General features: G+C 69.1%; 17 protein-coding genes and 1 pseudogene. 7 read left to right on the forward strand and 11 right to left on the reverse strand.

Annotated features, from left to right (window positions below; translation table 11 throughout):
• Positions 1 to 4: 4 nt before the first annotated feature.
• On the reverse strand, positions 5 to 1,390 hold the full coding sequence (locus AVKW3434_RS00265) for an SLC13 family permease (protein WP_284403411.1): 1,386 nt from the start codon (positions 1,388 to 1,390) through the stop codon (positions 5 to 7).
• Positions 1,391 to 1,588: 198 nt separating this feature from the next.
• Positions 1,589 to 2,503 carry a LysR family transcriptional regulator gene (locus AVKW3434_RS00270; RefSeq protein ID WP_284404557.1) on the reverse strand — a complete coding sequence of 305 codons (915 nt, stop codon included), beginning with the start codon at positions 2,501 to 2,503 and terminating at the stop codon, positions 1,589 to 1,591.
• Positions 2,504 to 2,617: 114 nt separating this feature from the next.
• Here AVKW3434_RS00270 and AVKW3434_RS00275 point away from each other — a divergent pair, with 114 nt between their 5' ends.
• A complete protein-coding gene (locus tag AVKW3434_RS00275; RefSeq protein ID WP_284399521.1) occupies positions 2,618 to 3,520 on the forward strand; it encodes an SDR family NAD(P)-dependent oxidoreductase in 903 nt (300 codons plus the stop codon).
• Positions 3,521 to 3,554: 34 nt separating this feature from the next.
• Here the strand turns inward: AVKW3434_RS00275 and AVKW3434_RS00280 are convergent, their stop codons facing one another.
• Entirely contained in the window at positions 3,555 to 5,513 is a 1,959-nt protein-coding gene (locus tag AVKW3434_RS00280) for an esterase/lipase family protein (protein ID WP_284403413.1), read from the reverse strand.
• Positions 5,514 to 5,619: 106 nt separating this feature from the next.
• Between AVKW3434_RS00280 and AVKW3434_RS00285 the strand changes: the two genes are divergently transcribed.
• Positions 5,620 to 7,869: an FUSC family protein gene (locus tag AVKW3434_RS00285; protein WP_284403415.1), complete on the forward strand. Its 2,250-nt coding sequence runs from the start codon at positions 5,620 to 5,622 to the stop codon at positions 7,867 to 7,869.
• A 33-nt stretch (positions 7,870 to 7,902) separates the two neighbouring features.
• Here AVKW3434_RS00285 and xopZ read toward each other — a convergent pair whose 3' ends face one another.
• A complete protein-coding gene (gene xopZ / locus AVKW3434_RS00290) occupies positions 7,903 to 12,135 on the reverse strand; it encodes a XopZ family type III secretion system effector (RefSeq protein ID WP_284403417.1) in 4,233 nt (1,410 codons plus the stop codon).
• Between the two features lie 274 nt (positions 12,136 to 12,409).
• Between xopZ and gshA the strand changes: the two genes are divergently transcribed.
• Positions 12,410 to 13,933 (forward strand): glutamate--cysteine ligase, encoded by a 1,524-nt coding sequence (gene gshA / locus AVKW3434_RS00295; RefSeq protein WP_284404558.1) that lies wholly within the window; start codon positions 12,410 to 12,412, stop codon positions 13,931 to 13,933.
• Positions 13,934 to 13,981: 48 nt separating this feature from the next.
• Here the strand turns inward: gshA and AVKW3434_RS00300 are convergent, their stop codons facing one another.
• From AVKW3434_RS00300 to amaB, 4 genes are all read right to left on the reverse strand, one after another.
• Positions 13,982 to 15,670 carry a thiamine pyrophosphate-binding protein gene (locus tag AVKW3434_RS00300; protein ID WP_284403420.1) on the reverse strand — a complete coding sequence of 563 codons (1,689 nt, stop codon included), beginning with the start codon at positions 15,668 to 15,670 and terminating at the stop codon, positions 13,982 to 13,984.
• A 49-nt stretch (positions 15,671 to 15,719) separates the two neighbouring features.
• Positions 15,720 to 16,973 (reverse strand): pyridoxal phosphate-dependent aminotransferase, encoded by a 1,254-nt coding sequence (locus tag AVKW3434_RS00305; protein WP_284403422.1) that lies wholly within the window; start codon positions 16,971 to 16,973, stop codon positions 15,720 to 15,722.
• Entirely contained in the window at positions 16,970 to 17,905 is a 936-nt protein-coding gene (locus AVKW3434_RS00310; RefSeq protein ID WP_284399537.1) for an amino acid ABC transporter substrate-binding protein, read from the reverse strand. The genes AVKW3434_RS00305 and AVKW3434_RS00310 overlap by 4 nt, the downstream gene beginning before the upstream one ends.
• A 92-nt stretch (positions 17,906 to 17,997) precedes the next feature.
• Positions 17,998 to 19,563, reverse strand: a complete 1,566-nt coding sequence (amaB, locus tag AVKW3434_RS00315) for an L-piperidine-6-carboxylate dehydrogenase (RefSeq protein ID WP_284403425.1) — start codon at positions 19,561 to 19,563, stop codon at positions 17,998 to 18,000.
• 222 nt (positions 19,564 to 19,785) lie between these two features.
• On the opposite strand from amaB, the gene AVKW3434_RS00320 reads away from it, so the two are divergent.
• Positions 19,786 to 20,700 carry a LysR family transcriptional regulator gene (locus AVKW3434_RS00320; RefSeq protein WP_284403427.1) on the forward strand — a complete coding sequence of 305 codons (915 nt, stop codon included), beginning with the start codon at positions 19,786 to 19,788 and terminating at the stop codon, positions 20,698 to 20,700.
• A 110-nt stretch (positions 20,701 to 20,810) separates the two neighbouring features.
• On the opposite strand, the gene AVKW3434_RS00325 is transcribed toward AVKW3434_RS00320, so the two are convergent.
• Positions 20,811 to 21,362, reverse strand: coding sequence for a DUF3885 domain-containing protein (locus AVKW3434_RS00325; RefSeq protein WP_284403429.1), 552 nt, complete (start codon positions 21,360 to 21,362; stop codon positions 20,811 to 20,813).
• 228 nt (positions 21,363 to 21,590) lie between these two features.
• On the opposite strand from AVKW3434_RS00325, the gene AVKW3434_RS00330 reads away from it, so the two are divergent.
• The 3 genes from AVKW3434_RS00330 to AVKW3434_RS00340 all read left to right on the forward strand — a co-directional run bounded on the left by AVKW3434_RS00330 (position 21,591) and on the right by AVKW3434_RS00340 (position 23,281).
• Positions 21,591 to 22,073, forward strand: a complete 483-nt coding sequence (locus AVKW3434_RS00330) for a GreA/GreB family elongation factor (protein WP_284403431.1) — start codon at positions 21,591 to 21,593, stop codon at positions 22,071 to 22,073.
• A gap of 75 nt (positions 22,074 to 22,148) precedes the next feature.
• Positions 22,149 to 22,721, forward strand: coding sequence for a DUF4256 domain-containing protein (locus tag AVKW3434_RS00335; protein ID WP_284403432.1), 573 nt, complete (start codon positions 22,149 to 22,151; stop codon positions 22,719 to 22,721).
• Positions 22,722 to 22,816: 95 nt separating this feature from the next.
• Positions 22,817 to 23,281, forward strand: coding sequence for a DUF6678 family protein (locus AVKW3434_RS00340; protein WP_284403433.1), 465 nt, complete (start codon positions 22,817 to 22,819; stop codon positions 23,279 to 23,281).
• Positions 23,282 to 23,347: 66 nt separating this feature from the next.
• Here the strand turns inward: AVKW3434_RS00340 and AVKW3434_RS24200 are convergent.
• Positions 23,348 to 24,123, reverse strand: a pseudogene (locus tag AVKW3434_RS24200) (SDR family oxidoreductase).
• 135 nt (positions 24,124 to 24,258) lie between these two features.
• Positions 24,259 to 25,170 carry an NADP-dependent oxidoreductase gene (locus AVKW3434_RS00355; protein ID WP_284403438.1) on the reverse strand — a complete coding sequence of 304 codons (912 nt, stop codon included), beginning with the start codon at positions 25,168 to 25,170 and terminating at the stop codon, positions 24,259 to 24,261.
• Positions 25,171 to 25,190: the final 20 nt, after the last annotated feature.

Consider the following 25,190-nt stretch of genomic DNA (forward strand, 5'->3'; position numbering starts at 1 on the left):
CCGGTCAGAGCACCACGAACAGCAGCCACACCACCACGGGTGCGATCAGTGTGACAGCGGCGCCATACACCATGAGCTGGCGGAAGAACACCTCGCGGTTCACGCCGCGCGCATTGGCCAGCACCAGCGCGCCGTTGGTGGAGAAGGGGCTCACATCGACGATGGTGGACGACACGGCCATGGCCGCGATGAACCCCACCGCGCCCACGCCGGCATCGCCCGAGCCGCCGCCTTGTAGAAACGGCACGGCCAGCGGGATCAGCGAGCCCAGCACCGCCGTGGACGAGGCGAAGGCCGAGATCACCGCGCCGACGAAGCACAGCAGCAGCGCCGCCATCAGCGGCGAGGTGAGCGCGGCCACGCTGTGGCCCACGAAGTCGATGGTGCCCATCTTGTCCATCACGCCCACGAAGGTGCTGACGCCCACGATCAGCATGATCTCGGGCCACGACACCTGGCCGAGCGCGCGCTTTTGCAGGTTGGGCGCCATCAGCGTGAGCAGCAGGCCGATGGTGATGGAGACGAAGCCGATGTCCTGCTTGAAGAACAGCGTCAGCACGGCGAGGGTGAGCAGGCCGATGACGGTGACCGCCTGGTACCAGCGCGCCCCCTCCGCTTGCAGCGTGGACGGGGCGGCGTTCATGAGCGAGTCGTCGGTCTGGGCGGCGGTGCGGCGTTCCTCGGCCAGGGAGTCGCCCTCGGCGTTGCCATAGACCTGGGCGCCGCCCTGGCCGTGGGCGACCTGCGGCAGGTCGAACGGGGTGTTGCGGGCGCCGGTGCGCTGGCGCGCCAGCTTCAGCCCGCCCATGGCCACGAACAGCGCCATGGCCACGGCCAGGTTCACCGCGAGGCTGGCCGCCATGGTGGCGATGGGGTTCAGCGGCAGGCCGGCCGTGGCCACGATCTTGTTGGTGATGCCGCCGTAGATGCTGATCGGCGAGAAACCGCCGCCCTGCGCGCCGTGGATGACGAGCAGGCCCATCATCAGTGGGTTGATGCCGTACTTGGCCGCGAAGCCCAGCGCGATGGGCGCGATGATCGCGACCGCCGCCGGGCTGACGGCCCCCACGCCCGTGAGCGCCGCGGCGATGAAGAACATGATCCACGGGATCGCCGCGATGCGCCCGCGCACCGCGCGCACCGCCAGCTTGACCAGCCAGTCGATCGTGCCGTTGTTCTGCGCCAGCGCGAACAGGTAGGTGATGCCCACCAGGGTCAGGAACAGGTCGGCCGGAAAGCCCGCCATGATGGCCTTGGCATTCATGCCGGCCACGAGCGTGCCGACCAGGAAGGCCCCGACGAAGGCGATGACGCCCATGTTGATGGGCAGCACGGTGGCGATGACGAACATGCTGGCGAGCGCGCAGATGGATATCCAGTGGGAAGTCATTGAATTTGTCTCCTGTCCGTGGCGCCCCGCGGCGGCACATGCCGGTGGCTGTGCTCATGGATGCGGGGCTTTGTTCTTGCAGGGGACGATACGCAGCCGGGCGGCGCGGATCAATGCCAGCGGCGTGCCGACACTTACGCTAATCGAAACGATCCAGGGTTACCCCGTAGGGTTGCCCCAGACGGTCGGCAGGGCGGTTCAGGACAGCGCCGCCTTGGCGGTGCGGCAGACGGCCAGCAGGGCGAGCAGGTTGGGGTCGCGCTCGCGGGTGCGCAGGAAGTGCAGCGCGATGGTCTGGCGCATGCGGTAGCGCGGCTGCAGCGCGATGAGCCGCACGTTGGGCGGCAGCACGCCGCGCACCCGCCCGGGCAGCAGGGTGCAGCCCACGCCGCCGCTCACCAGGTTCATCAGCGAGAAGATGTCCTCGGTCTGCATCACCACGTCGGGGGTGAAGCCGGCCACCCGGAACGTCTCCATGAAGCCCTGGTAGGTCACGAAGCCTTCCGTGAGGCTGACGAAGCGCTCGCTGGCGCAGGCGGCCAGGTCGATGGGCTCGTCGGGCGGGTAGGGCGAGTCGGCCGGCGCGGCGAAGTGGATGTCGTCCTCGAACAAGGGCTCGCACTCGAGGTCGGGCATATCGCCGGACGAGCCCATCAGCGCGGCGTCGATGGCGCCGTTGCGCAGCTTTTGCCGCAGGTCGGCGTCCGAGCCCAGCACCAGTTCGGTCTGCAGTTCGGGCAGGCGCCGTTTCATGCCCATCACGAGGGTGGGCACCGTGCGGCTGGTCAGCGAATAGAGCGATCCGATGCGGATGCGGTCGGACGAATACCCGGCCACCGCCCGCGTGGAGCGGATGCCCTCGGCCAGCGTGCCCAGCAGCTCGCGCGCGACCTCCGCCAGGTGGTGAGCGGCCTCGGTGGGGTGCAGGTGGCGGCCTTCGTGGCGGAACAGGGGGCAGCGCAGCGCGTCCTCCAGCGAGTGCAGGGCGCGGTGCACGCTGACCGCGCTGATGTCCAGGCTCTCCGCCGCACGCGCGAGGTTGCCCGCCTCCAGGAAGACCCGCAGGATGTGCAGCTTGCGAAGGGTGATGTCGTCATCGGGACGGTGGGGCATGGCCATGCGGTGGGGGCTCGATCAGAATTCGTGCTGGGCCGATTGCAGCACATTGCGCGGCCGCTTTTGCAAAACCATCCACTGGCCCGCGGGGCCCACAGGAGAGAGAAACCCATGGCAATCGATTTCAAGGGCCGCGTGGCCATCGTGACGGGCGCGGGCGGCGGCCTGGGCCGCCAGCATGCACTGGCGCTGGCGGCGCGCGGCGCGAAGGTGCTGGTCAACGACCTGGGCGGTGCGGTGGACGGCAGCGGCGCGGCCGTGGGTGCGGCGCAGGCCGTGGTGGACGAGATCCGCGCGGCCGGCGGCGAGGCGCTGGCCAACGGCGCCTCGGTGACCGACTTCGCGGCCGTGCAGGGCATGGTGCAGCAGGCCGTCGATGCCTGGGGCCGCGTGGACATCCTGGTCAACAACGCCGGCATCCTGCGCGACAAGTCCTTCGGCAAGATGGACATGGACGATTTCCGCCTCGTGGTGGATGTGCACCTGATGGGCGCGGCCCACTGCTGCAAGGCCGTGTGGGCGCACATGGTGGCGCAGCAATACGGCCGCATCGTGATGACGACCTCGTCCACCGGCCTGTACGGCAACTTCGGCCAGGCCAACTACGGCGCCGCCAAGCTGGCGCAGGTCGGGCTGATGCAGACGCTCGCCATCGAAGGGGCCAAGCACGGCATCCACGTGAACGCGCTCGCGCCCACCGCCGCCACCCGCATGACCGAGGGCCTGATGCCCGAGGAGGTGCTGGCCGCCCTCAAGCCCGAGGCCGTGGTGCCGGCCATGCTGGTGCTGGCGCACGAAAGCGCGCCCACGCGCACCATCCTGTGCGCGGGCGCCGGCACCTTCGAGGCGGCGCACGTCACGCTCACGCAGGGGGTGCATCTGGGCATCGGGTCCGATGTGCCCGAGCAGCTCGCCGCGCGACTGGCCGAGGTGACCGACCGCACCGGCGAACAGGTGCCGCAAAGCGGTGCGGCCCAAGGGACCAACGAGGTGCGGCTGGCCCAGCAGCGCTGAGCGTCCGGGGCCCGCGTCGCGTCGCGCCGGTGGTTCAGCGCACCGGCTCGGCCGCGAGCGCCTCGCGCAGGATGCGGCGGATCTCCAGGATCGCCCGGGGGTTCTCCTGCACGCTGTGGTGCGAGGTCAGCACCAGCTCCGACTCGGCACCTGCCAGGTGGGCGCTGTCGTAGGGCACGATGCCATCGCTCGACTGCGCCAGCGGGGTGCCCGGGTCTTCGCGGCCCATGATGGAGTGGTAGCGCACGCGCGGGCCGATCGGCAAGTTGGCGGCGGCGCGCACGAACGGGTCGGTGTCGGCCAGGTTGTCGATGCTGTTGGGCAGGCGCGGCGGAACGCCTCCGGACGAGGGCTGCGTGGCCTGTGCCCTGGCCAGCGTGCGGGTCGCATCGCCGAAGCGCTCCAGCACGGCCAGCGGCAGCGTCACCATGTTGGCCAGCCAGCGCGAGAGGGTCTTGTTGGCGAACGGCGTGCCCCGGTGGGGCGCGGCGATGAAGACCGCCCGGCTCACCTGGGGCATGGGGTGGAACACCAAGAAGGGGCCGAGGTCCTCGCGCAACCGGGCCTGGTCTTCCGGGGGCAGCACGGGGCGGCCGATGACCTCGTCCCACAGCGTGTCGCCGGATTCGGACACCAGCAGCCGCGCCAGCACGCCCCCCATGCTGTGACCGACCAGCACGATGTCGCGCGATGCGCGCGCCGTGCCGGCGGGATCGAAGTGCGCCAGCGTCTGCACCAGAGCCTCCCGGATGTCGTGCTGGTTGAGGGCCAGCGGTGCATTGGTGGGGTAGTACACCTGCCACACCTGGTAGGCGTCCCGCAACTGCGCATCGCCCAGGACTTCGTTGGCCACGTTGATCCAGGCCTCGGGGCTGCTGGCCAGCCCGTGCAGCATGACGATGGTGCGGCGGTTCGGGTCATAGGGCTGCATGAGGTGGATGCGCGGCGCGTCCAGCCGGTCGCTCCAGCCCAGCAGTGTGCGCATGGCCTGCGTGGCAAAGCCAGAGCGGGCCAGCCACAGGCCGTACCCCGCGGTGAAGTTGCCCGCCAGCGGCACCTGCTGCCCGCCCAGTTCCACCCGCGCGGTGTGGTAGGGGTCGTAGATCGCCACCTGCACCTCCTGCGTGCGCAGCACTTCGCCCAGCGTCTTGCCGGGAAACCGCAACAGCGCGGTGGCCGCGGGGTAGGGCATTTCCTTGAACGGTGCGGGCGCTTGCTCGCCCGGCTCGGGTACCGACGCCGCCACCAGTTCCGTGCCGAATCCGTCTCGCCGGTAGGTGTTGCGAACGCCGGAAAACCGCAGCGTGGTGGCCGGGATCAGTTCCTCGGGCAGCGGGGCGTCGCTGGGCAGTCGGATGTCCGAGGCGTCGCTGGAAATCCGCCAGGCGCCGAGGGTGCGCGCCTCGTCCGACCGGCGCCCTTCGGCGCGGTAGCGCTGGAACAGCAGGGACACCACGCGCTGCGTGGCGAAGTTGTAGTAGTCGCGCACTTGCGTCTGCCGGTCTTCGAATGCGCGCTCGCCGGGGGAGCGCTGCGTGAAGAACAGATAGGCCCAGGCGTAGCGGGCCGACTCCATCCAGGCATCAAGCGCCTCGTCCTGCGGCAACGGCGCGCTGCGGTCGCGTTCGCCTTCGAGGCCCACCTGCAGCCAGACCTCGGCCAGCGCCGACAGGCGCTGCTCCTCGCTGATGCCGTTCGAGGCGGCCAGCTGGTTGCGGCAGTCGGCCAGGTCGTCCGCGCAGGTGTCGGCATCGCTGCCGATCACGCGCAGCACCTCTTCGGTGGCCTCGCTCACCCGGCCGCTGGTGAGCACGTCGCCGCGCCGCTGCGACAGGTATTCGCGCGGCGACATCGACGACACCGTCACCCCCGCGCAGCCGCACAGCACGGCCGCTGCGCACAGCGCGGCGAGCCCCCGCAACACCGACCAGGGTGTGCGGCGAGGGGCAGGGGACCAGGTGCGGTGGAATGGCGACGGGGTGGGTGGCGACATGGGGCGGGCCGGGCGGCGACGGGGTGGCCGATGTTACCCGGCGGCCCTGCAAATGGGGCGCTGCCTGACGCCGCGGTGCGCAGCGCTGCGGTACGCTCGCCGGCTTATGAGGATCTCTCCGGAACACCGCCTGCGGGCCGCCTTGCGCGTGGCGCTGAGCCACTATGTCTTCAACGGCCTGTCGGTGGCCTTCGGCCTGCTGCTCATCTCGGCCGGGGTGCACGGGTGGCTGGGCGCGGCGGCGGCCGCCTCGGCGTCGGTCGGGGTCATCGTCACGGCGCCGCCCGACCTGCCCGGCCCGGCTCGGGGCAAGTTCTGGCAGATGCTGCCGGCGCCCCTGCTGGGCGTGCCGCTCTTTTTCGGGGTGCAGATGCTGCACCCTTCGGAGCTGGCCCTGGGACTACTGATCGTGCCGGCCAGTTTCGTCGCGTTCCTGGCCATGGCCTGGGGCAAGCGCGGCGTGCCGATCGCGGTGGCCGTGATGTTCTCCATGGTGTTCTCCATGGCCGTGCCGCCCACGCCGGGCGTGGACCCGCTGACGGCGGCGCTGGCCACCACCGGGCATTTCGCGCTCGGGGCGGCTTTGTACGTGGTGTATTCGGTGGTGGCCAACCACGCGCTCAACGCGCGCTACCGCGTGCAGTCGGTGGCGGATGCGCTGCTGGCGCTCGCCGCGCTGATGCGCGTGCAGGCACGGCAATTCACGCCCGTCGATCTGCAGGGCCCCCCCGCGCCCGCCTTGGCGGGGGCCTTGCTGCACCGGCAGGCGGCCCTGGCCGAGCAGTTGCAGGCCGCGCGCAACATCGTGCTGGAGTCGCCCCGCACGCCGCGGCGCCAGCGGCTGGCCGGCATGCTGCTGCTGGTGCTGGAAATGCGCGACCACCTGCTGGCCTGCGAGCTGGACCTGGACACGCTCAAGGCCCACCCCGGCCATGCGCCCGTGGTGGTCGGACTGCGCGACGTGCTGCACCACGTGGCCGACGAGATGGAGCGCCTGGCCGACGCCATGCTCATCGGCCGCAGGCCCACCGCCTTTGCCGACCACCGGCCCCACTTGGCGGCCCTTCGCTGGGACGAAGTGCCTCAGCCTCAGCCCCAGCCCGGGCCCGAGGGCGCCAACCCGTCGCCCCGCCTGCTGGCGCGCGGGCTGGCGGACCGCATCGGCCACATCAACGACGAGGCGCTGCGCATGATCGCCCTGGCCCGCGGCGAGGCCGAGCCCAACCTGGCCGTGGTGCGCGCGAACTGGCAGATGTTCGTGAGCCCCACCGCGTGGTCGTGGCACCCGTTCAACGGCCTGTGGCGCTGGGATGCGCCGCCGCTGCGCCACGCCATCCGCGCGGCACTGGCCATGGGCGTGGGCTACGCGGTGGCGCAAGCGCTGCCCTGGGGCACGCACGCCTACTGGATCCTCCTGACCATCGTGGTGGTGTTGCGCGGCAGCCTGGCGCAGACGCTGGAGCGGCGCAACAGCCGCGTGGCCGGCACGCTGCTGGGCTGCGTGCTGGCGCTGGGGCTGCTGTCCATGCACCCCACCGCGCTGGGCCTGATCGTGTGCCTCACGCTGGCGCAGGCCGTGGCCCATGGCTTTGCCGTGCGCCGCTACCTCATCACCGCGGTGGCGGCCACGGTGCTCGGGCTGGTGCAGTCGCACATGTTGCATGCGGGCAGCAGCACGGCCTTCGCGCTGTTCGAGCGGCTGGCCGATACCCTGATCGGCACCGGCGTGGCCTGGGCGTTTTCTTATGTGCTGCCCTCGTGGGAGCGCACGCAGATCCCCGCGCTCGTGTCGCGCACCCTGGCTGCGCAGGCGCTGCATGCGCGCGAGGCGCTGGCCCTGGGGCAACTGCAGGCGGTGGACAACGCGCCCGAGCTGGCCTGGCGATTGGCGCGGCGCGAGGCCTACGACAGTCTCTCGGCCCTGGTGCAGGCCACGCAGCGGTCGCTGTCGGAGCCGCGTGCCGTGCGCCCGCCGCTCGAACCCCTGGAACGGCTGCAGGTGCATTGCTACCAGTTGCTCGCCCAGCTCACGGCCGTGAAGACCATGCTGCTGCTGCGCCGCGGCCACCTGGAGCCCGAGCGGTTGCAGGCGCCGCTGGCCACCACGGCCGAGGCCATCGGCAACGCCCTGTCCGCGCCCCGTGCTGCGGCGGATGCCGCCATGCCCCCGCGCATCTCGCCCGGCCCCGAGCCGCTGCCCGACCCGTTCGATGCCCAGCTCGGCCCGTGGCTGTTGCGCCGCCTGGGCCTGGCGGTGGGGCTGGCCGAGGAGCTGCGCAACGACGCGGACCAGGTGCTGCAAAGCATGAACACGAAGGCGCCGGACGCGCCGCCCGTGACCGAACGCAGCGCCTGAGGGCGGCCGAGGGCGCGGCCCCCGGGAGCGCGCTCAGTCCCGGTGGACCTGGATCTCGCCTTCCTCATCGCCTTCGGGCACGGTGGCCAGGCGCGCTTGCGCAGGCGCGGCTGCCGTGGCCTTCCATTGCCCGGCCGGCTCCACCTCGTGGCCGGGGTCCGCGCGCAGCACGGGCTCGTACAAGATCCACTGCGCTACCGTGCGCATGGCTTCGGCGCCCCGGTTGTTCTGGCGCTTCAGGAAGAAGTCCAGGCCGCGCTCGCGCAGGATCTTGGCCTTTTCGCGCAGCAGCAGCAGCGTGGGCTCCCACAGTTCGTCCTTCACCACCAAGTCGTCGAAACCCTGCGCATGCCCCTGGGCTTCCCGCAGGCGCGTTGCTCCCTGCTCCCGGCACAACGCGGCCTGCTTCATGTGCGCCACCCCTTCGTCCCGCCGACGCGCCATCACCGGCGACCGGCCGGTCTTGCCCATCGCCTTGCGCTGCATGCGCGCTGCGGCCTGTTCCAGGTGCTCCGCTGCGGCGGCCGTCTGGTCCGCCTCCAGCGCCGTGCGGGCCTGCTGGAGGTGCGCGCGGGTGGAGCGCAGGTCCATGCCGGCCGCCTCGAATGCCGTGGCCGCACTTTCGTATTCCGTGCAGGCCGTCTCGAACTTCGCCTTGGCGGCTTCGCCATCCATGCGGGCGAGTGCGCGGAACATGTCCAGCGCGGGGGCGGCGGGCGCCTTCATCGCCTTGTCGGCGAACATGGCCGCCAGGCCGTTGCCTTGGGCGAACGCCTGGGTCTGCTCCATGAAGTGTTCGAGCTGCAGTTCGGACGCGACATGCTTCAAGTCGTCGTCCACCGCAGCGCCCAGCTTGCCCACCCCGTAGGCCGACCAGCTGTCCCACTCGTCGCGCACGAGCTGCTGGAACACGTCGAACTCCGAGACATCGGTGGCGCGGTCGCTGCGCATCGGGTCGATCTCGTCGTCGAACACGAACAGCGTGCAAAAGTGGGTCACGGCCTTGGAGACCAGCTCCCGGCCGTAGCTGGCATCCAGCAGCCCCAGGCTGCCGCTGGCCTTCTGGCGCGGGCCGTTCTTCGGATCGTCTTGCACGGATTCCGCGAACTGCACTCCCAGCGTGGCGCGCCCCGACACCTCCACCTTCATCTGGGCCGTGGCATCGCGGTAGATGGTGGTCATGTAGCCGGCCACCGTGGTGCGGGTCTGGCCGTTATCCTGCCGGGATTTAACGCCCACGCCGGCTGACACGCCGGCCCGCCGCCCCTTGCCCGCCACCTCGCCCACCCGCACGCCCGCGCTGAGCGACACGTTGGTCTCGGTGCCCATGCTGCTGCGCTGCGCGTCGTCGATGATCCCCATGCTCAGCTCGGGATGGTGGGCCAGCAGCTCCCGCATCCAGTCCCGGCGGGCCGGCTGGCCATCCCCGGTGGGGGCGGCCATGTCGAACAGATGCTCCAGCGCGTCGATGAACTGCGCGTCCAGCTGGGGCTCGCGGTTCTTGGTCAGCCGGGGCATGCGCATCTGCACGCCGTTCTCCACGCCCCGCTCGCCGCGCCAGCGCCAGTCGGCCCCGCCGGTCACGCCGAAGCTGGCCTGATCGGTGTCCATCGCGACCGAGTAGCCGGTGTTCACCCCGGCACCGGCCTGTACCTGGTTGGTGGACTGGGACGTGATCTGCAGGTACATGCCGGTGCGGCCGCGGTACAGCTCCAGGATGCGGTCCTCGTTGTGCTGCACCCCGCCGATGAGCTTGACGCCCAGGCCCACGGCGCTCGTGATCGCCGCGGCCGCCGACAGCGGACCGAGGTTGACGCCGTAGGTCTTCTGGCCCAGCAGCTTCATCCGGTCGCGCCATTCGAGGTGCTGGGCCACATCGCGCAGCAGGTTGAACAGCGCCCGGCTGTTGGTGGCGTTGGCCGGGTCCCCGTCGTGCAGCAGGTTGAGGGCTTTGTACAGCGCCACGTGAAAGGCATTGACCTGGGCCTGCACGTGTTCCCCATCGGCGCTGACCGGTGGCGGGGTGGATCCGTTTTTCGCCTCTTGCAGCGGCTCGCTCAGCAATGCGTGCTGCAGCAGGGCGAGGGCTTGCGCGCCGGTGTGCGGCTCGGCGCGCAGTTGCTCCCATGCGGAGCGCATCGCGGGGGATTCGGTGGAGGTGGTGATCTCGCCGCCACGGCGGGCGGTTTTTCGCGCCGCATCGCGCCGTGCGGCATCGCATTGCGCGCGGATGCCGTCAAGCAGGGCGGTGTCCAGCACCATGGAGGCGCGCTCGGTGCCCTCGGGCGCCCAGCGTATCTTTTCGGCGATGGCCTGCCAGGCCAGTTCGGATTCGGAGGGCACCTCGGTCGCCGGCCGTTGCGCGCGCGCGGCCCTGAGGTACTGGGTGAGGTGGTCCACCGCTTTCTCCAGTTCGTCTTCCGCCCGGCGGTTCGGGGTGGGCAAGGCGGTGGCCGATCCCACCTGCAGGGCCTGCGGCAGCGAGCGCAGCGGGTTGATCTTCTGGCCCCGCCGGCTCTTTGGCGTAGCGGGGCTGGCCGCATCGGCCTCGGTGTGGTCGATGTCGTGCAGCCAGTCCGCGATTTTCTGCAGGTGCTGGTTGGCGCGGTCGTAGGGGGAGCCCTCGGCGTTGCTGCGGTAGCCGTTGCGGATGGCGTGGTAGGCCGCGCGCTCGTCGTCCGTGCAGGCGGCCAGGGCTTGGGCCGGGTCGGCGGCGTGCAGGGCCGTGCGGGCGGCATGGGAGGCGGCGGCCAGCCATTCGCGCAGCTGCGGTGTGGGCGCGGTCCGCATCGCGGCCTCGGTCTGCAGGGCCAGGCGCGCCGTGTGGCGGCGGGTGTGGTCGGGCATGCCTTCGGCCGCCGGTGCCAGCAGGTGGCCCAGCGCCTGGGTGCCGCGCGGCATGCGGGCCAGCAGGTCCACCGTGCGCTGGGTGACATCGTCCAGCGCGGGCGCTGCGTGCGGGCCTGCGGCCGGGGCTGGCAGCAGTGTGCCCCAGGTGTGGTTGCGCAGGGCCTGCAGCGTCTTCAGCGCCACCTCGGCATTGCCCTCGCTGGTATCGGCCAGGGCCTTGATCGCTATCGTCAGTGCGCCCGCGGGCTCGATGGCTTCGGCGCCGTGGCGGGTGGGGTCGATGGTCTTCACCCAGTCGCGGAGCGCCTCGCGCAGGGCCTCGATCTCGGGCGAGCTTCGGTACACCTCGAAGCCGGGCAGGCGCCGCAGCTGCAGGTCGATGACCTCGCCATAGGTCTTTTGCAGGGCTTCGGTCGCAATCCGGTGGCGGCGCTGGGCATGCTCCAGCTGCACTTCGGCCTCCTTGCGGCGCTGGGCCAGGGCCGGCTGCAGCGACTTCAGGTCGGCGGCGCCGGCTTCGAACTCGAACATTTCTCGCGCGGCGGTCTGGGCCAGTCGCTGGGTGTGTTCCAGCGCGGCCTCCTTGTCCTGGCTGCGCAGCACCAGTTCGGCGTGCTTGTCGGCTTGTCGGCTTTTCAGTGCCTGCAGTGCCTCGATGTGCTCGGCCAGCCCGTCCAGCTCGCCCCGGCGGCTGCCGCCCGCCTCTTCGCTGTCTGCGCGCAAGCGCTCGAGCGCCTGGTCCAGTCGCTGCTGCGTGGCCTGCAGTTCCTTTTGCGCGGCGGCTTGCTGCGCATGCAGCGCGGCCTGCCAGATGGCCAGGGATTTCTTTTCGCTGGTGAGCTGGTGCGCCTGGTCGGCCATGTGCGCGGCCCGCTGGCCGCGCAAGCCGGCCTCGGTGGCCTGGTGCGCTTCGTGGTGCTGCACCAGCCGCTCCATCGCGATGGCTTTGTCCACGGCGATCTGTGCCAGCCGCACGGTTTCGCCGGCCTTCATCTGGCCGGCCAGCACCGGCGCCACGCTTTCCCACTGGCCGCGGCTGCGCGGCGGGATGCGCGAGGGGTCCTGCGGGGTGTTCTGGTAGCGGAGCATTTCCTCGACGGGCTTCGGGTTGCCCCGCGCCATGCCGAAGCAACTGCCCACCTTGTTCGCCAACTGGCCCAGCACTGATCGGGGCTTGCGCGGGGGCATGGCCGCGGCATCGGCGACGGGCAGCGGCTGCGCGAGGTATTTGCGCGCTGCCCGGCCCGCGTCGTACAGGGGCGACAGCAGTTCGTTCTGCGCGGCCCGCGGGTCGAGCTGGTGCAGCTTGTGGTGGGCCTGCTTTTGGCTGGCCGGCGCACCGGCGTGGGCACTCGATGTCGAGTTGCCGGGCACGCCTGCGGACGAGGTGGTGGGACGCACTGAGAATTTGGGCATGGTGTCCAGTCGTTCATGGGCGTCGTGTGCGTTCCGCGGGCGAGGGCTTGCCTGGGAACAGTGGCTGGACCGGGCGCATTGCACGCCCTGCGTTGGCTGGCCACGACACGCGCGATGGTGCAATGCGGCACCCGGGGCCGCGGGCCGGCCTGCGAAGGGCGGTGCAGCCGCGCGAAGCCAAGGTCTTGATCTGGTGCGCCAGCGAGAGTGTGCCGGCCGTGCTAAGTTCCGGGCCGAACCGACGATCAGGTTATAAAGAAACGACCAAATGATGATGAGCCATCTGCAGCGGAAAATCCACGCGCAGCCCGCCAGCCGACTGGCTGGCATGCGCCGTGGCATCGAAAAAGAGGGACTGCGGGTGCTGCCCACGGGAGGCTTAGCGCTCACGCCGCACCCGGCGGCGCTCGGCTCGGCGCTGACCCATCCCCACATCACCACCGACTACAGCGAGTCGCAGATCGAGCTGATCACGGGCGCGCGCCTGGGTGTGCAGGAGTGCCTGGACGAACTCACCGAGATCCACCAGTTTGTCTACCGCAGCCTGCAGGCTTCGGGCGGCGAGATGCTGTGGCTGTCCAGCATGCCCTGCGGCCTGCCCACCGACGAGACCATTCCCCTGGCGCGCTACGGCTCGTCCAACGTGGGGCGCGCCAAGAGCGTGTACCGCATGGGGCTGGGCCACCGCTACGGCCGGCGCATGCAGACCATCTCGGGCATCCACTACAACTGGTCGCTGCCCGATGTGACCAGCGACGAATACTTCGCGCTGATCCGCAACTTCCGCCGCCATGCCTTCGTGCTGCTGTACCTGTTCGGTGCCTCGCCCGCGCTGTGCCCGTGCTTCGTGCAGGGGCGCGAGCACGGCTTGCAGCGCCTGGGCGGCGAGGCGCTCTACCTGCCGCACGCCACCTCGCTGCGCATGGGCCGCCTGGGCTACCAGAGCGATGCGCAGGCCACGCTGGCGGTGAGCTACAACGGCCTGGACGGCTACGCCGCCTCACTGCGCGAAGCCCTGAGCCGGCCATACCCCGCCTACGAGGCGCTGGGCGTGCGCAACCCCGGGGGCGAATACAACCAGCTGGGCACCAGCCTGCTGCAGATCGAGAACGAGTTCTACGGCACCATCCGCCCCAAGCGCACCGTGCGCTCGGGCGAGCGGCCCCTGAACGCGCTGCGCGACCGGGGCGTGGAATACGTCGAGGTGCGGCTGATGGACCTGGACCCGTTCGCGCCATTGGGCATCGAGACGCAGACCATGCGCCTGCTGGACGTGTTCCTGCTGCACTGCCTGCTGTCCGACAGTCCGCCCGACACGCCGCAGGAGATCGCCGAGCTGCAGCGCAACCAGCACCTGACCGCCGAGCGCGGCCGCGAGCCGGGCCTGTTGTTGCAGCGTGCCGGGCGCGAGATCCCCCTGGCCGAATGGGGCACGCAGGTGCTGGCCGAATGCGAGCCACTGGCCGCGGCGCTGGACGCCGCGCACGGCACCGGCGACTACGGCAGCGCGTTGGCCGATGCCCGGCGCCTCATGCAGCAGCCACAGGCCACGCCGTCGGCGCGCGTGCTCGAGCGCATGGCGGAGGCGCACGGCAAGAGCTTCAGCGCCTTCGCGCTGGAGCGATCGCAATGGGCGCGCGACACGCTGCTGGCCATGCCCTGGACCGAGGCGCAGCAGGTCCGGTTCGAGGCCGCCGCGGCGCAATCGGTGGCCGAGCAAAAGGCTATCGAATCGGCCGACACCCTGCCGTTCGAAGCCTGGCGCGAGCAGTACATGGCGGTGCCCGTCCACGGCTGACACTCGCGCGGCCCGGGCATCCCCGGGACGGCCGCCCGCGCTGAGCGCCTAGCCCGGCTTGCGGGCCTGCGCCGCACTGCGGATGCCCTGCAGCGTGCCCGTGGGCGTGATGGCCTCCGGGTCCAGCAGGCAGTGCAGCACGCAGGGCAGGCCGCTGGCCCGCGCGCGTGCCAGCGCCGGGGCGAACTCCGCCGTCGTCTCCACCCGCTCGCCATGCCCGCCGAAGGCCGCGGCATAGGCCTTGAAATCGGGGTTCTTCAACTGGGTAGCGCTCACGCGGCCGGGGTATTCGCGCTCCTGGTGCATGCGGATCGTGCCGTACATGGCGTTGTCCAGCAGCACCACGATGATGGGCAGGCCGTACTGCACGGCGGTGGCGAACTCCTGGCCGTGCATCAGAAAGTCGCCGTCGCCCGCGAACACCACGACCTCGCGCTGCGGCCACAGCCGCTTGGCCCCCACGCCGGCCGGCAGGCCGTAGCCCATCGATCCGCTGGTGGGCGCCAGCTGGCTGGCATAGGCGGTGAACGGCCAGAAGCGGTGCACCCAGGTGGCGAAGTTGCCCGCGCCGTTGCAGAAGATCGCATCGGCCGGCAGCACGTCGCGCAGGTGGCGCATGACCTCGCCCATCTGCAGCGGGCCCGGGATGCGGATCGGGTCCGGATCGCTCCAGGCCAGGTACTCGGCGCGGGCGGCCTGCGTGTGCGCCGCCCAGCGCACCGCGGCGGGCGGCTGCAGCGCAGCGAGTGCGTTGGCAAAGGCCTGCGGCGTGGCGTGGATGGACTGCGTCGCCCGGTACAGGCGGCCCAGTTCGTTGGCATCGGCATGCACGTGCACCAGGGGCTGCGCCGGCACGGGAATGTCGAACAGCTCGTAGCCCTGCGACGGAATCTCCGACAGGCGCCCGCCCACCACCAGCACCAGGTCGCTCGCGCGAATGCGCGCCAGCAGCTTGGGGTTCACCCCCAGGCCCAGGTCGCCGCCGTAGCTTTCATGGCTGGCCGGGAACAGCATCTGCCGGCGGAACGAGCAGTACACGGGCAGCGACCAGGCCGTGGCGAACGCCACGAAGTCGCGCACCGCCTGCTCTGACCAGCGGCTGCCGCCCAGGATGGCGACGGGGCGCTCGGCGGCGGCCAGGCGCTCGGCCAGTTCCTGCAGCGCGGTGGCGCCGGGGTGGGTTTCCGGCACCGTGTAGGGCAGGGCGTCGGCCACCTGCACCGCATCGGTCAGCATGTCCTCGGGCAGCGCCACCACCACCGGGCCCGGGCGGCCCGACGTGGCGACGTGGAAGGCGCGCGACACCAGCTCGGGCACGCGGCGCGCGTCGTCGATCTGCACCACCCACTTGGCCATGGTGCCGAACACGGCGCCGTAGTCCAGCTCCTGGAACGCCTCGCGGCCCAGCGCGCCGCGCGCCACCTGGCCCACGAACACGATGAGCGGCGTCGAATCCTGGTGCGCGATGTGGATGCCGGCCGAGGCATTGGTCACCCCCGGGCCGCGCGTCACGAAGCAGATGCCGGGCTGCCCGGTGAGCTTGCCCTGCGCCTCGGCCATCATGGCCGCGCCGCCCTCCTGGCGGCACACGGTGACGGCGATCTGCGCGTCGTACAGGGCATCCAGCACGGCCAGGTAGCTTTCGCCGGGCACGCAGAAAAGCTGTTGCACGCCGTGCAGGATGAGCTGGTCCACGAGGACCTGGCCGCCGGTGCGGGGAGAAACGGTGGAAGTCATGAAGGCGTCGATCAAGGGCGTTGAAGGAATGGAAACATGGCGGGCCGGCTCACCGCAGCGCCGCGCAGGCGTCCTGGATGCGCTGGCAGGCCGTCTGCAGCTGTGCCATCGAGGTAGCGTACGAGATGCGAAAGTACGGCGCCAGACCGAAATACGTGCCCGGTACCACGGCCACCTCGTACTCGGCCAGCAGGTACTGGCAAAAATCCACGTCGGTCTTGAGCAGCGCTCCGCCCGGCGTGGTGCGGCCCAGCGTGCCGGCGCAACTGGCATAGGTGTAGAACGCGCCCTCGGGCGTGCGGCAGCGCAGGCCGGGCGCCTGATTCAGCGCCTGCACCACGAAATCGCGTCGGGCCTGGAAGTCCGCGCAGCGCTCGGCCACGATGGCCTGCGGCCCGGTCAGCGCCTCGATGGCCGCCGCCTGGCTGATGGAGGAGGGGCACGAGGTGCATTGGCTCTGCACCACCGCCATGGCGGCGATCAACTCGCGCGGGCCGCCGGCAAAGCCGATGCGCCAGCCCGTCATCGCGTAGGCCTTGGACACGCCGTTCACCGTGAGGCAGCGGTTTTTCAGGCGCGGCTCCAGCGCGGCCGGCGTGGCGAAGGCCGCGCCGTTATACAGGATGTGCTCGTAGATGTCGTCCGACAGCAGCCACACCTGCGGGTGGCGCAGCAGCACGTCCAGCAGCGGGCGCAGTTGCGCGGCGGTGTAGGCGGCCCCGGTGGGGTTGGAGGGCGAGTTGAGCAGCAGCCAGCGCGTGCGCGGCGTGATGGCAGCCTCCAGCGCGGCCGGCACCAGCCGGAAGCCGTCCGCCTCGGTGCACGGCACGGTGACCGGCACGCCGCCCGCGATCGTCACCACGTCCGCATACGACGACCAGTAGGGCGCGGGCAGGATCACCTCGTCGCCCGGGTCCAGCGTGGCCATGAACGCGTTGTAGAGCACCTGCTTGGCCCCCGTGCCCACAGTGATCTCGTCCAGGGCGAAGTCCAGGCCGTTGTCGCGCCGGAACTTCTCGCGCACCGCCTCCTTCATCGCCGGGCTGCCGTCCAGCACCGTGTAGCGGGTCTCTCCGCGCGCCAGCGCCCGGCGCGCCGCCTCCAGGATGTGGTCGGGCGTGTCGAAGTCGGGCTCGCCCGCGCCCAGCACGATCACCGGCCGGCCCGAGCGCTTGAGCGCGTTGGCGTGGTCCGTGATGCGCAGGATGGGCGACACGCCCAGCGCCGCGATGCGCCGCGCGGGCGTGAACGCGCCAGGCGGGGCTGTGCCATTGGCAAGGGCGGTGGGCAGGGTGGCGGTCATTTGAGGTAGGCCTCCAGCGGCTTGTCGTTGGGCGCCGCGATCAGTTGCCGCAGCGTGCCGCTCATGGGCAGGTTCAGGCTCAGGTTGCGCGGCGGGATGGGGCTGGTGAACCACTTGGCGTAGATCTTTTCCAGCTCGCCGGTCTGCATCAGCCGCACCAGCACGCCGTCCACCCCGGCCTTGAACGCGGGGTCGTCCTTGCGGAACAGCAGCGCGATCGGCTCCGATCCCATCGGCTCACCCGCAATGCGGTAGGCCGCCGGGTCCTTGGAGGTGGCAATGGCGCCCGCCAGCAGGTTGTCGTCCAGCACGAAGGCATCGGCGCGGCCCGACTCCATCAGCAAAAAGCTCTCCTGGTGGTCCTTGCCCAGCAGCGTCTTGATGGGGGCGCCCAGCGCGCGCTCCTGCTTGCGCAGCATCTGCACGGCGGTGGTACCGGCCGAAGCGGCCACGGTGCGCCCGCCCAGTTGGCTGACCGAGTTCAAATCCGAATCCGCGCGCACCGCCATGCGCACCTCGCTCACGTAGGTGGTCACGGCAAAGGCCACCTGCTGCTGGCGCGCCGTGTTGTTGGTGGTGGGCCCGCAGCCGATGTCGATGGTGCCGTTCTGCACCAGCGCCAGCGTGTTCTGCGCCGTCACCGCCATGTATTCGAGGCGGGCCTGCGGCGCGATCTCCTTCATCACGCGCTCGCACAGCTCCACGTGGTAACCCACGAACTTCTCGTTCGCGCCCAGGGCGTAGGCCATGGGCGGCGAGGCCTCGCGCACCCCCAGCACCACCTTGCCGGCGGCCTTGATCTTCTCCAGCGTGGGCTGCTGCGCCGATGGGTTGGCGGGCGGTGCGGACGCCTGCGCGGCGGCTGCGCCGCACCAGAAAAAGGCCGCAGCGGCCGTGGCCGCGCCAGCCAGGGCCTTGAGGGGGAATGCCATGGGTGCTTGTCTCCTGTGTGAATGGGCCTGGCCCGTTGGGGCCAGGCCGGGGGGGCGCGGCGGCGGGGATCTAGTGCGCCGCGGCCGATCGCTCAATCGGCGATGTCGAAGGTCACGCCCTGCGCCAGTGGCAGAGCGGTGGAGTAGTTGATGGTGTTGGTCGCGCGGCGCATGTAGGCCTTCCAGCTGTCCGACCCCGCCTCGCGGCCGCCGCCGGTCTCCTTCTCGCCGCCGAAGGCCCCGCCGATCTCGGCGCCGCTCGGGCCGATGTTCACGTTGGCAATGCCGCAGTCCGACCCCGCGGCCGACATGAACTGCTCAGCCTCGCGCACGTTCAGCGTGAAGATCGACGACGACAGGCCCGCGCCCACCGCGTTGTTCATGGCGATGGCCTCCTCCAGCGTGCCGTAGCGCACCACGTACAGGATGGGCGCGAAGGTTTCATGCAGCGCCGGGCCTTCGTGCTTTGGCAGCTCCACCAGCGCCGGGCGCACGTAATACGCCTCGCTGCCCGCAATGCCCTCCACCCGGTCGCCACCGTGCACCGTGGCGCCCAGCGCGCGGCTTTGCGCCAGCGCCTTCTGCATGCCCTCGAAGGCCGGCCGGTCGATCAGCGGACCCACCAGCGTGCCGGGTGTGCGCGGGTCTCCCACCTGCACGCTGGCATACACCTTGGCGAGCTGGGGCACCAGCTGGTCGTAGATGCTCTCGTGCACGAACAGCCGGCGCAGCGTGGTGCAGCGCTGGCCCGCCGTGCCCATGGCCGCGAAGGCGATGCCGCGCAGCGCCAGCCCCAGGTCGGCCGTGGGCGCCACGACGGCCGCGTTGTTGCCGCCCAGCTCCAGGATGCCGCGCGCAAAGCGGGCGGCCAGGCGCAGGCCCACGGCCCGGCCCATGGCGGTGGAGCCCGTGGCCGACAGCACCGGCACGCGAGCGTCATCCACCAGCACCTCGCCCAGGTCGCGTTGGCCGATGATCAGCTCCAGCAGGCCCGCGGGCGCATCGGCGCCGAAGCGGGCGATGGCGCGCTGCGCGATCGCGTGCGTGGCCAGCGCGGTGAGCGGGGTTTTTTCCGACGGCTTCCACACCACCGGATCGCCGCACACCAGCGCCAGCGCCGCATTCCACGACCACACCGCCACGGGAAAATTGAACGCCGAGATCACGCCGCACACGCCCAGCGGGTGCCACGTTTCCATCATGCGGTGGCCGGGGCGCTCGGTGGCGATCGTCAGGCCGTAGAGCTGGCGCGACAGGCCCACGGCGAAGTCGCAGATGTCGATCATCTCCTGCACTTCGCCCAGCCCCTCGGACGGCACCTTGCCCGCCTCGATGGTTACCAGCAGGCCCAGGTCGGCCTTGGCCGCGCGCAGCTCTTCGCCCAGCAGGCGCACCAGTTCGCCCCGGCGCGGAGCCGGCACATTGCGCCAGCTTTGGAAGGCCGCATGCGCCCGCCCGATGGCCGCCGTGGCCTCGGCCGCGCTGTGCTGCGCCACCGCGCCGATCGCCTCGCCCGTGATGGGCGAGCGCACCGGCAGGCTGCCGCCTGTGTAGGCCGTGCGCGGCACGCCCAGGCGTTGCAGCAGTTGATCGACCTCCGCCGAGACGGCAGGGGCGTGCGTGGCGGGGACGGATGGGTTGGCGGCGTTGGCAGACATGGCGGTAGTGCTCGCAGTCAAAAAACAAGAACGGTAAAACGCGACAAAGAAAAGAAGCAGGAAAGCGTGCGCCAATATCCCCCAATCGCGCCCGCCTGCATAGCAAAATAACGGAACGACTTGATGTAAAAATGGAATCAAGTCCAGGGTTGGTAAAAACCCTTGCCCTAGTCAAATCTGCGCTGGCCGGCAATGCCCCGCGCAGAGTCATTCCCTTGAAGCATGACCTTACTGCGCCGCGCCTTTCTCCCCTCCATGGCCGACCTGCTGGCCTTCGAAGCCGCCGCCCGCCACCACAGCGTGTCGCGCGCGGCCGAAGAACTGCACCTGACCCAGAGCGCCGTCTCGCGCCAGATCCGCCAGCTGGAGGCGCAGCTGGGCACCGCCCTGTTCCACCGCGTGCGCCAGCGCGTGGTGCTCACCGACGCCGGCCGCGTCTACGCCGCCGACTTGCAGGGCGTGCTGCAGCAGCTGTCGGCCATCACGCAAAAGGCCATGGCCTTCAGCAGCACCGACGGCCTGCTCAACCTGGCCGTGCTGCCCACCCTGGGCACTCGCTGGCTCATCCCGCGCCTGGGCGGCTTCATGGCGCTGCATCCGGAGGTGACGGTCAATTTTGCGGCGCGCTCCGAGCCGTTCGACTTTGCGGGCACCCCGTTCGACGCCGCCATCCACTTCGGCACGCCCCACTGGGCCGGCGCGGTGTGCGAATACCTCATGCACGAAGAAGTAGTGCCGGTGTGCAGCCCCGGCTACCAAAGCCAGCACGGCATCCACACCCCGCAAGACCTGGCGCGCGTGGTGCTGCTGCAGCAAAGCACGCGGCCCACGCAGTGGTCGGAATGGTTCGAATTGGTGGGCGCCCCCACCAGCCTGGCGCTGCGCGGGCCACGGCACGAGCAGTTCGCCATGATTGCGCAGGCGGCGGTGTCGGGGCTGGGGGCGGCGCTGCTGCCGCGGTTCTTGATCGAGCCGGAGCTGGCGACGGGGAGCCTGGTGGAGTTGTCGGATACCGTGCTGACCAGTGGCGATGCGTATTACTTGGTGTATCCGGAGGCGCGGGCGGAGGCACCGTTGGTGAAGGCGTTCAGGGATTGGGTGGTGGGGGAGAGTGGGGGAGTTAATGTAAGAAGTTAGATTGGCCTGAATGATTAGCGGTTTCAAGGTCTGTCACGTATGGCCAATTTCGGTTGAGACGGATGTTCGCTTTGGCCCCAAGCCGTCGTTCATAGACCGTCCGGACGGGGCTATAGCCAGTCCGTAAAGCGGGCGCGAAGCTCTTCGGGTGCGATGGAGTGCGTGAAGACGTCCATCCCACCGTCGTAGGGACAGAAAATGTTTTTTGTCGCCGGAGAAACAAACGAGATGCCCACCACTTTCCAGTCTGCGAGTAGGCGAATCGCAGCTTCGAAAAAATCGGGTTTCCAGTGGGAAACCAAAGCCCGGACATACATTCGATCCTCTTCGTCCTGCCCAAGACTTTCGGGCTGCATCACAGCAACGGACTCTCTGAATTGGCGCCCGGCAAGCTGATGCTTGGCCTTTCCACGCAGCCTGGCTTCCTCGCCAAGCGCACGAAAGACATACAAGGGCTCGTTGGCGCTGAAGAGCGCTGATGCGACGACACAATGTCGATGTTCAACTTCGGCGTATTCCTCCAGCGACGCTGCGTACCGCTTCGATTCAGGAAGTGAATGAAACCGCACCCATTGCGCGCTGAGAGCGCGACGCAGAAGATGCCCACGAGGCGCAATCTCGCCGAACTCAGAATGCCACCAGGCAAGGGGGTCAGGGTGCATATCCGTCACTCTAAACGAGCGTCTTTTGTTGATGGAGTCCCCTGAATGGGGCCAATGCCAAGTGTCGGCCGGTGGTTGGTCAATTCTGCCAATGGCTTAGCCGCTTGAGCTGCGGCATCGCTGCCACCGCTGAAATTACCCCGCGGCCAACGAAAGCGTTCGACGGCTGTTGGAGCCCTTCACAATCAAGACCTGCCCACCGCTCGTTCGACATGCCTCACTTTGATCATGGATAAATTTTTGCTGCAGCAGCAGGTTTTGGAACGGCTCGCACAAGACCTGCTGCAAACCGAGCAGGCAATGCGGGCGGCCCATGAAACGGCGACCCACGAAGAAAACATCGCCGAGAACAAATACGACACCTTGGGGCTTGAAGCCGCCTATCTGGCGACCGGCCAGGCTCGGCGCGCCGAAGCCATCCGCCAGGCGCTGGCCCATTGGCGCCAATTCCGCCCGCGCCCCTACGACGCCAGCAAAGGCATACAGCTCGGCGCGCTGGTCTGCCTGGTCGATTCCGACGACAAGGAGCAGCAGATCTTTCTCGGCCCGGATGGGGGCAGCATGAAGTTGGTCAGCGGCGGTCAGCTCGTTCAGGTCATCAGCTGCGAAGCCCCTTTGGGCAAGGCCATGCTGGGTAAATGCGAGGGGGATGAAGTGTCGATACAGCTCGCTCCGAGCCGGCAGCAGTTTGAGGTGCTTCGGGTGCATTGAGCCGTTGCAAGGTCAAGCAGAATCAACACGAGGTCAGCAGACGTTCAGACCTCATGCACGCATCGGCTGGCAAAAATGATGTTCAAACAGGAGTGGAGCGACGTGAAAACAGACCAGGGCGACCTCATCCTCGAAGCATTGCAGCAGCGGTTCCAGCAGAACACTCACAGGCACCCCGGTGTCGATTGGGCCCACGTCCATGCGCGTTTGCAAAGCAACCCCGAAAAGCTGAAGGCGCTCCACGCCATGGAGGCCACAGGAGGCGAACCCGATGTCATCGGAACAGCGGATGCCACTGGCGCCTGCGTTTTCTGCGACTGCGCCGCTGAAAGCCCCCAGGGTCGCAGGAGCCTCTGCTATGACGCAGCGGCATGGAATGCCCGCAAGCAGAACAAGCCAGAGAGCAACGCGGAGGACGTGGCCGCTGCCATGGGGATTTCGCTGTTGACGGAGGACCAATACCGGACGCTTCAGCAGTTCGGGGAGTTCGACCGCAAGACGTCCAGCTGGGTTGCCACGCCGCCGGAAATCAGACAACTCGGCGGTGCGCTGTTTTGCGACAGGCGTTATGGCAGGGTCTTCGTGTACCACAACGGGGCCGAGTCTTACTACGCTGCCCGAGGGTTCAGGGGCTCGGTGAGCGTGTGAGGCAGCCTTTGAGTTGGCGCGCAGCGATAGAAACCCGGACCTGCTGCAGGCGTCGTTATCGTGGCGTGCATCGTTGCCTGCGACTGGACTGAACGATGGAAATTTTGGAGGGCCATGTGACCCGTCTGTGCAAATGGGATAGCAAGGCAATGCCTCGCCCAACCGATGAAGACATGAAGCGCTTGTCAGCCATGGTCCAGCGCGGGGAGCTGTATCCGGCGCTCAATCACACCAAATGGGCGGAGCTGCGTGCGGAGATGCTCGCGGCACCGGTCGAGCAGCATCCCCAGTTCCGGGGCCGCAGCGTTTTCGCACCACCGGGGTTCTGTACTGCATGGGACGGCGAGTTCTATTACCACCTTCATCCGGTCGCTGAGTGGGAGTGGATCGAGCTTCAAGCGGCCTCGGCACAGTGGCTGCAAGAGGTCCTCAAGCGCCACGGCATTCCCTATTCCGTGGAAGCGGGAGTCATTCGGGTGTGGGGCTATACCCGGCCTGGGCCGCAGCCAGATTGGCGTGAGAGGGGCGGCGGTCCATCACCGAAGTCGAACGCTGTCTGACGGGTGGACGGGAAAGGCCCTGGCCGCGCCGTTGAACACATTGGCGGCAAAGATCGCTCGCCCGGCTCAATGGTCCCGCATCAAATCCACCGACTTGCCCAACTGCGCGAACATGAAATTCGGTGCGATGCGCGATGCGATCTTCAAGACGTTGCTCAACCCCGGCCGAATCTCGAGCTTGTCTTTCCGCAGCCCGGCCAAGGCATGTTTCACCAGGGTTTCGACCGGCATCGGGGTGACGCCGCCCACATCTTCCTTCGTGAAATCGCCCGAGAACAGCGACGTGTCCGTGCCTGGTGGCGCCAGTTCGAAGACCTGCACGCGGGTGCGTTTGAGCTGCAGTCGCAGCGACCGTGTATAGGCATGCAGGCCCGCCTTGGTCGCGCAGTAGATGGGCGCGATGGCCATGGGCACGAAGGCCAACCCCGAAGACACATTGACGATCGCCGCGCGTGGCTGCTTTTCAGGTGGGGCAGGAACATCTGGTTGACCCAGAGGGTGCCTTTCAGATTCGTTTCGACTTCCTGGGTCAGGGCTTGCAGATCGTCCGTGGGGCTCTGGAGATTGATCTTTCGCATGATGCCGGCGCAGTGGATGACAACGTTCAGTGCCGGAAACTCCTGGGGCAGCGTCTGGTGCATCGCGCGGATGGACGCGGGGTCGCCCACGTCGCAAACCCGGGTGTGGATGCCGGTTAGCGAGCGGCTCACGGCCGCCAGCTTGGTGGGGTTGCGGCCGGTGACGATCACGGTGTTGCCGAGGTGCAGAAGCTGCTTCGCCAGTTCCAGCCCGATGCCGGACGAACCGCCGGTGATCAGGACGGTGTTGTTGCTGATGTCCATGGTGTGGCCTTGTTGCCTGACGGTTGAAGGTGGAGGTTGACGGTCATTGGATTCCGCACGCAGCCTTCCAGGCGCCGCTGGGGAAATCGATGGGGTTGAAAGAGGCCAGGCCGTGAGGGCCCGGCCTCCGATCCGTCAGTTCATGGTGATGACGAGCCGTCCGGTCACGTGGCCTTGCGCGCTGAGTTCATGCGCGGCGGCGATGCGGTTGAGCGGAAAGGTTTGCTCGACGGGCAATTGGAATGCGCCGGCGTTGAACAGCGATGCCGCACCCGCCAGCGCCTTGTTGGCCAGGGCCGCGTCCATGGGTTCGAACGAGGTTTTGGCGCCGTGTTGCGGGGCCGACAGGTCGGAGATCGACAGCACTTTCGATGCATCGCCGGTGATCGCTACCAGTTCCGGAATGACGCCAGAGCCGGCAATGTCGAGTGCGGCTTGCACGCCTTGCGGCGTCAGTGCGGCCACGCGATCGGCCAGCCCGGGCCCGTAGGTCGTCGGGGTGGCGCCCAGCGAGCGCAGGTAGTCGTGCTTGGCGGCGCTGGCGGTGCCGATCGTGCGGATGCCGGCGGCTTTGGCCAGCTGGATCACGGCCGATCCCACGCCCCCGGCGGCGCCGCTGACCAGGAGCGTCTCGCCCGGCTTCACGCCCACTTCGGCAATGATGCGCGTGGCCGTTTCGACCGCGACCGCGTAGCCTGCGGCTTCTTCGAAAGACAGGCCCTGCGGCTTCGCGGCCCATTCCTGCAGGACGGCGTATTCGGCCATCGTGTCGATGCCCTTGCCGAAGACGGCGTCGCCCACGGCCACGCCGGACACGCCTTCGCCCACGGCATCGACGATGCCTGCCGCGTCGAACCCGCTGCCGGCGGGCATGGCGATGGGCATCATCGCGTGCATGTAGCCGGCTCGCAGTTTCCAGTCGATCGGATTGACGCCTGCCGCCTTGACCGCGATGCGCACCTGGCCGGGGCCAGGCGCGGGCTTCGCGATGTCTTCGATGGCCAGAACCTCTGGGCCACCGTATTGGTGAAACCGTACTGCTTTCATGGGGGCATTCCTTGCTGATG

It is taken from the genome of Acidovorax sp. SUPP3434, from assembly GCF_030159015.1.
Classification (GTDB): domain Bacteria; phylum Pseudomonadota; class Gammaproteobacteria; order Burkholderiales; family Burkholderiaceae_C; genus Paracidovorax.

Excerpts from the sequence above, each read along its gene's own strand:
- amaB (WP_284403425.1), bottom strand. The coding sequence starts at position 19,563 with ATGTCTGCCAACGCCGCCAACCCATCCGTCCCCGCCACGCACGCCCCT.
- AVKW3434_RS00280 (WP_284403413.1), bottom strand. The coding sequence starts at position 5,513 with ATGTCGCCACCCACCCCGTCGCCATTCCACCGCACCTGGTCCCCTGCC.
- AVKW3434_RS00330 (WP_284403431.1), top strand. The coding sequence starts at position 21,591 with ATGGATAAATTTTTGCTGCAGCAGCAGGTTTTGGAACGGCTCGCACAA.
- AVKW3434_RS00305 (WP_284403422.1), bottom strand. The coding sequence starts at position 16,973 with ATGACCGCCACCCTGCCCACCGCCCTTGCCAATGGCACAGCCCCGCCT.
- AVKW3434_RS00355 (WP_284403438.1), bottom strand. The coding sequence starts at position 25,170 with ATGAAAGCAGTACGGTTTCACCAATACGGTGGCCCAGAGGTTCTGGCC.
- gshA (WP_284404558.1), top strand. The coding sequence starts at position 12,410 with ATGAGCCATCTGCAGCGGAAAATCCACGCGCAGCCCGCCAGCCGACTG.
- AVKW3434_RS00325 (WP_284403429.1), bottom strand. The coding sequence starts at position 21,362 with ATGCACCCTGACCCCCTTGCCTGGTGGCATTCTGAGTTCGGCGAGATT.
- AVKW3434_RS00335 (WP_284403432.1), top strand. The coding sequence starts at position 22,149 with ATGATGTTCAAACAGGAGTGGAGCGACGTGAAAACAGACCAGGGCGAC.
- AVKW3434_RS00270 (WP_284404557.1), bottom strand. The coding sequence starts at position 2,503 with ATGCCCCACCGTCCCGATGACGACATCACCCTTCGCAAGCTGCACATC.
- AVKW3434_RS00300 (WP_284403420.1), bottom strand. The coding sequence starts at position 15,670 with ATGACTTCCACCGTTTCTCCCCGCACCGGCGGCCAGGTCCTCGTGGAC.
- xopZ (WP_284403417.1), bottom strand. The coding sequence starts at position 12,135 with ATGCCCAAATTCTCAGTGCGTCCCACCACCTCGTCCGCAGGCGTGCCC.
- AVKW3434_RS00320 (WP_284403427.1), top strand. The coding sequence starts at position 19,786 with ATGACCTTACTGCGCCGCGCCTTTCTCCCCTCCATGGCCGACCTGCTG.
- AVKW3434_RS00265 (WP_284403411.1), bottom strand. The coding sequence starts at position 1,390 with ATGACTTCCCACTGGATATCCATCTGCGCGCTCGCCAGCATGTTCGTC.
- AVKW3434_RS00285 (WP_284403415.1), top strand. The coding sequence starts at position 5,620 with ATGAGGATCTCTCCGGAACACCGCCTGCGGGCCGCCTTGCGCGTGGCG.
- AVKW3434_RS00340 (WP_284403433.1), top strand. The coding sequence starts at position 22,817 with ATGGAAATTTTGGAGGGCCATGTGACCCGTCTGTGCAAATGGGATAGC.
- AVKW3434_RS00310 (WP_284399537.1), bottom strand. The coding sequence starts at position 17,905 with ATGGCATTCCCCCTCAAGGCCCTGGCTGGCGCGGCCACGGCCGCTGCG.
- AVKW3434_RS00275 (WP_284399521.1), top strand. The coding sequence starts at position 2,618 with ATGGCAATCGATTTCAAGGGCCGCGTGGCCATCGTGACGGGCGCGGGC.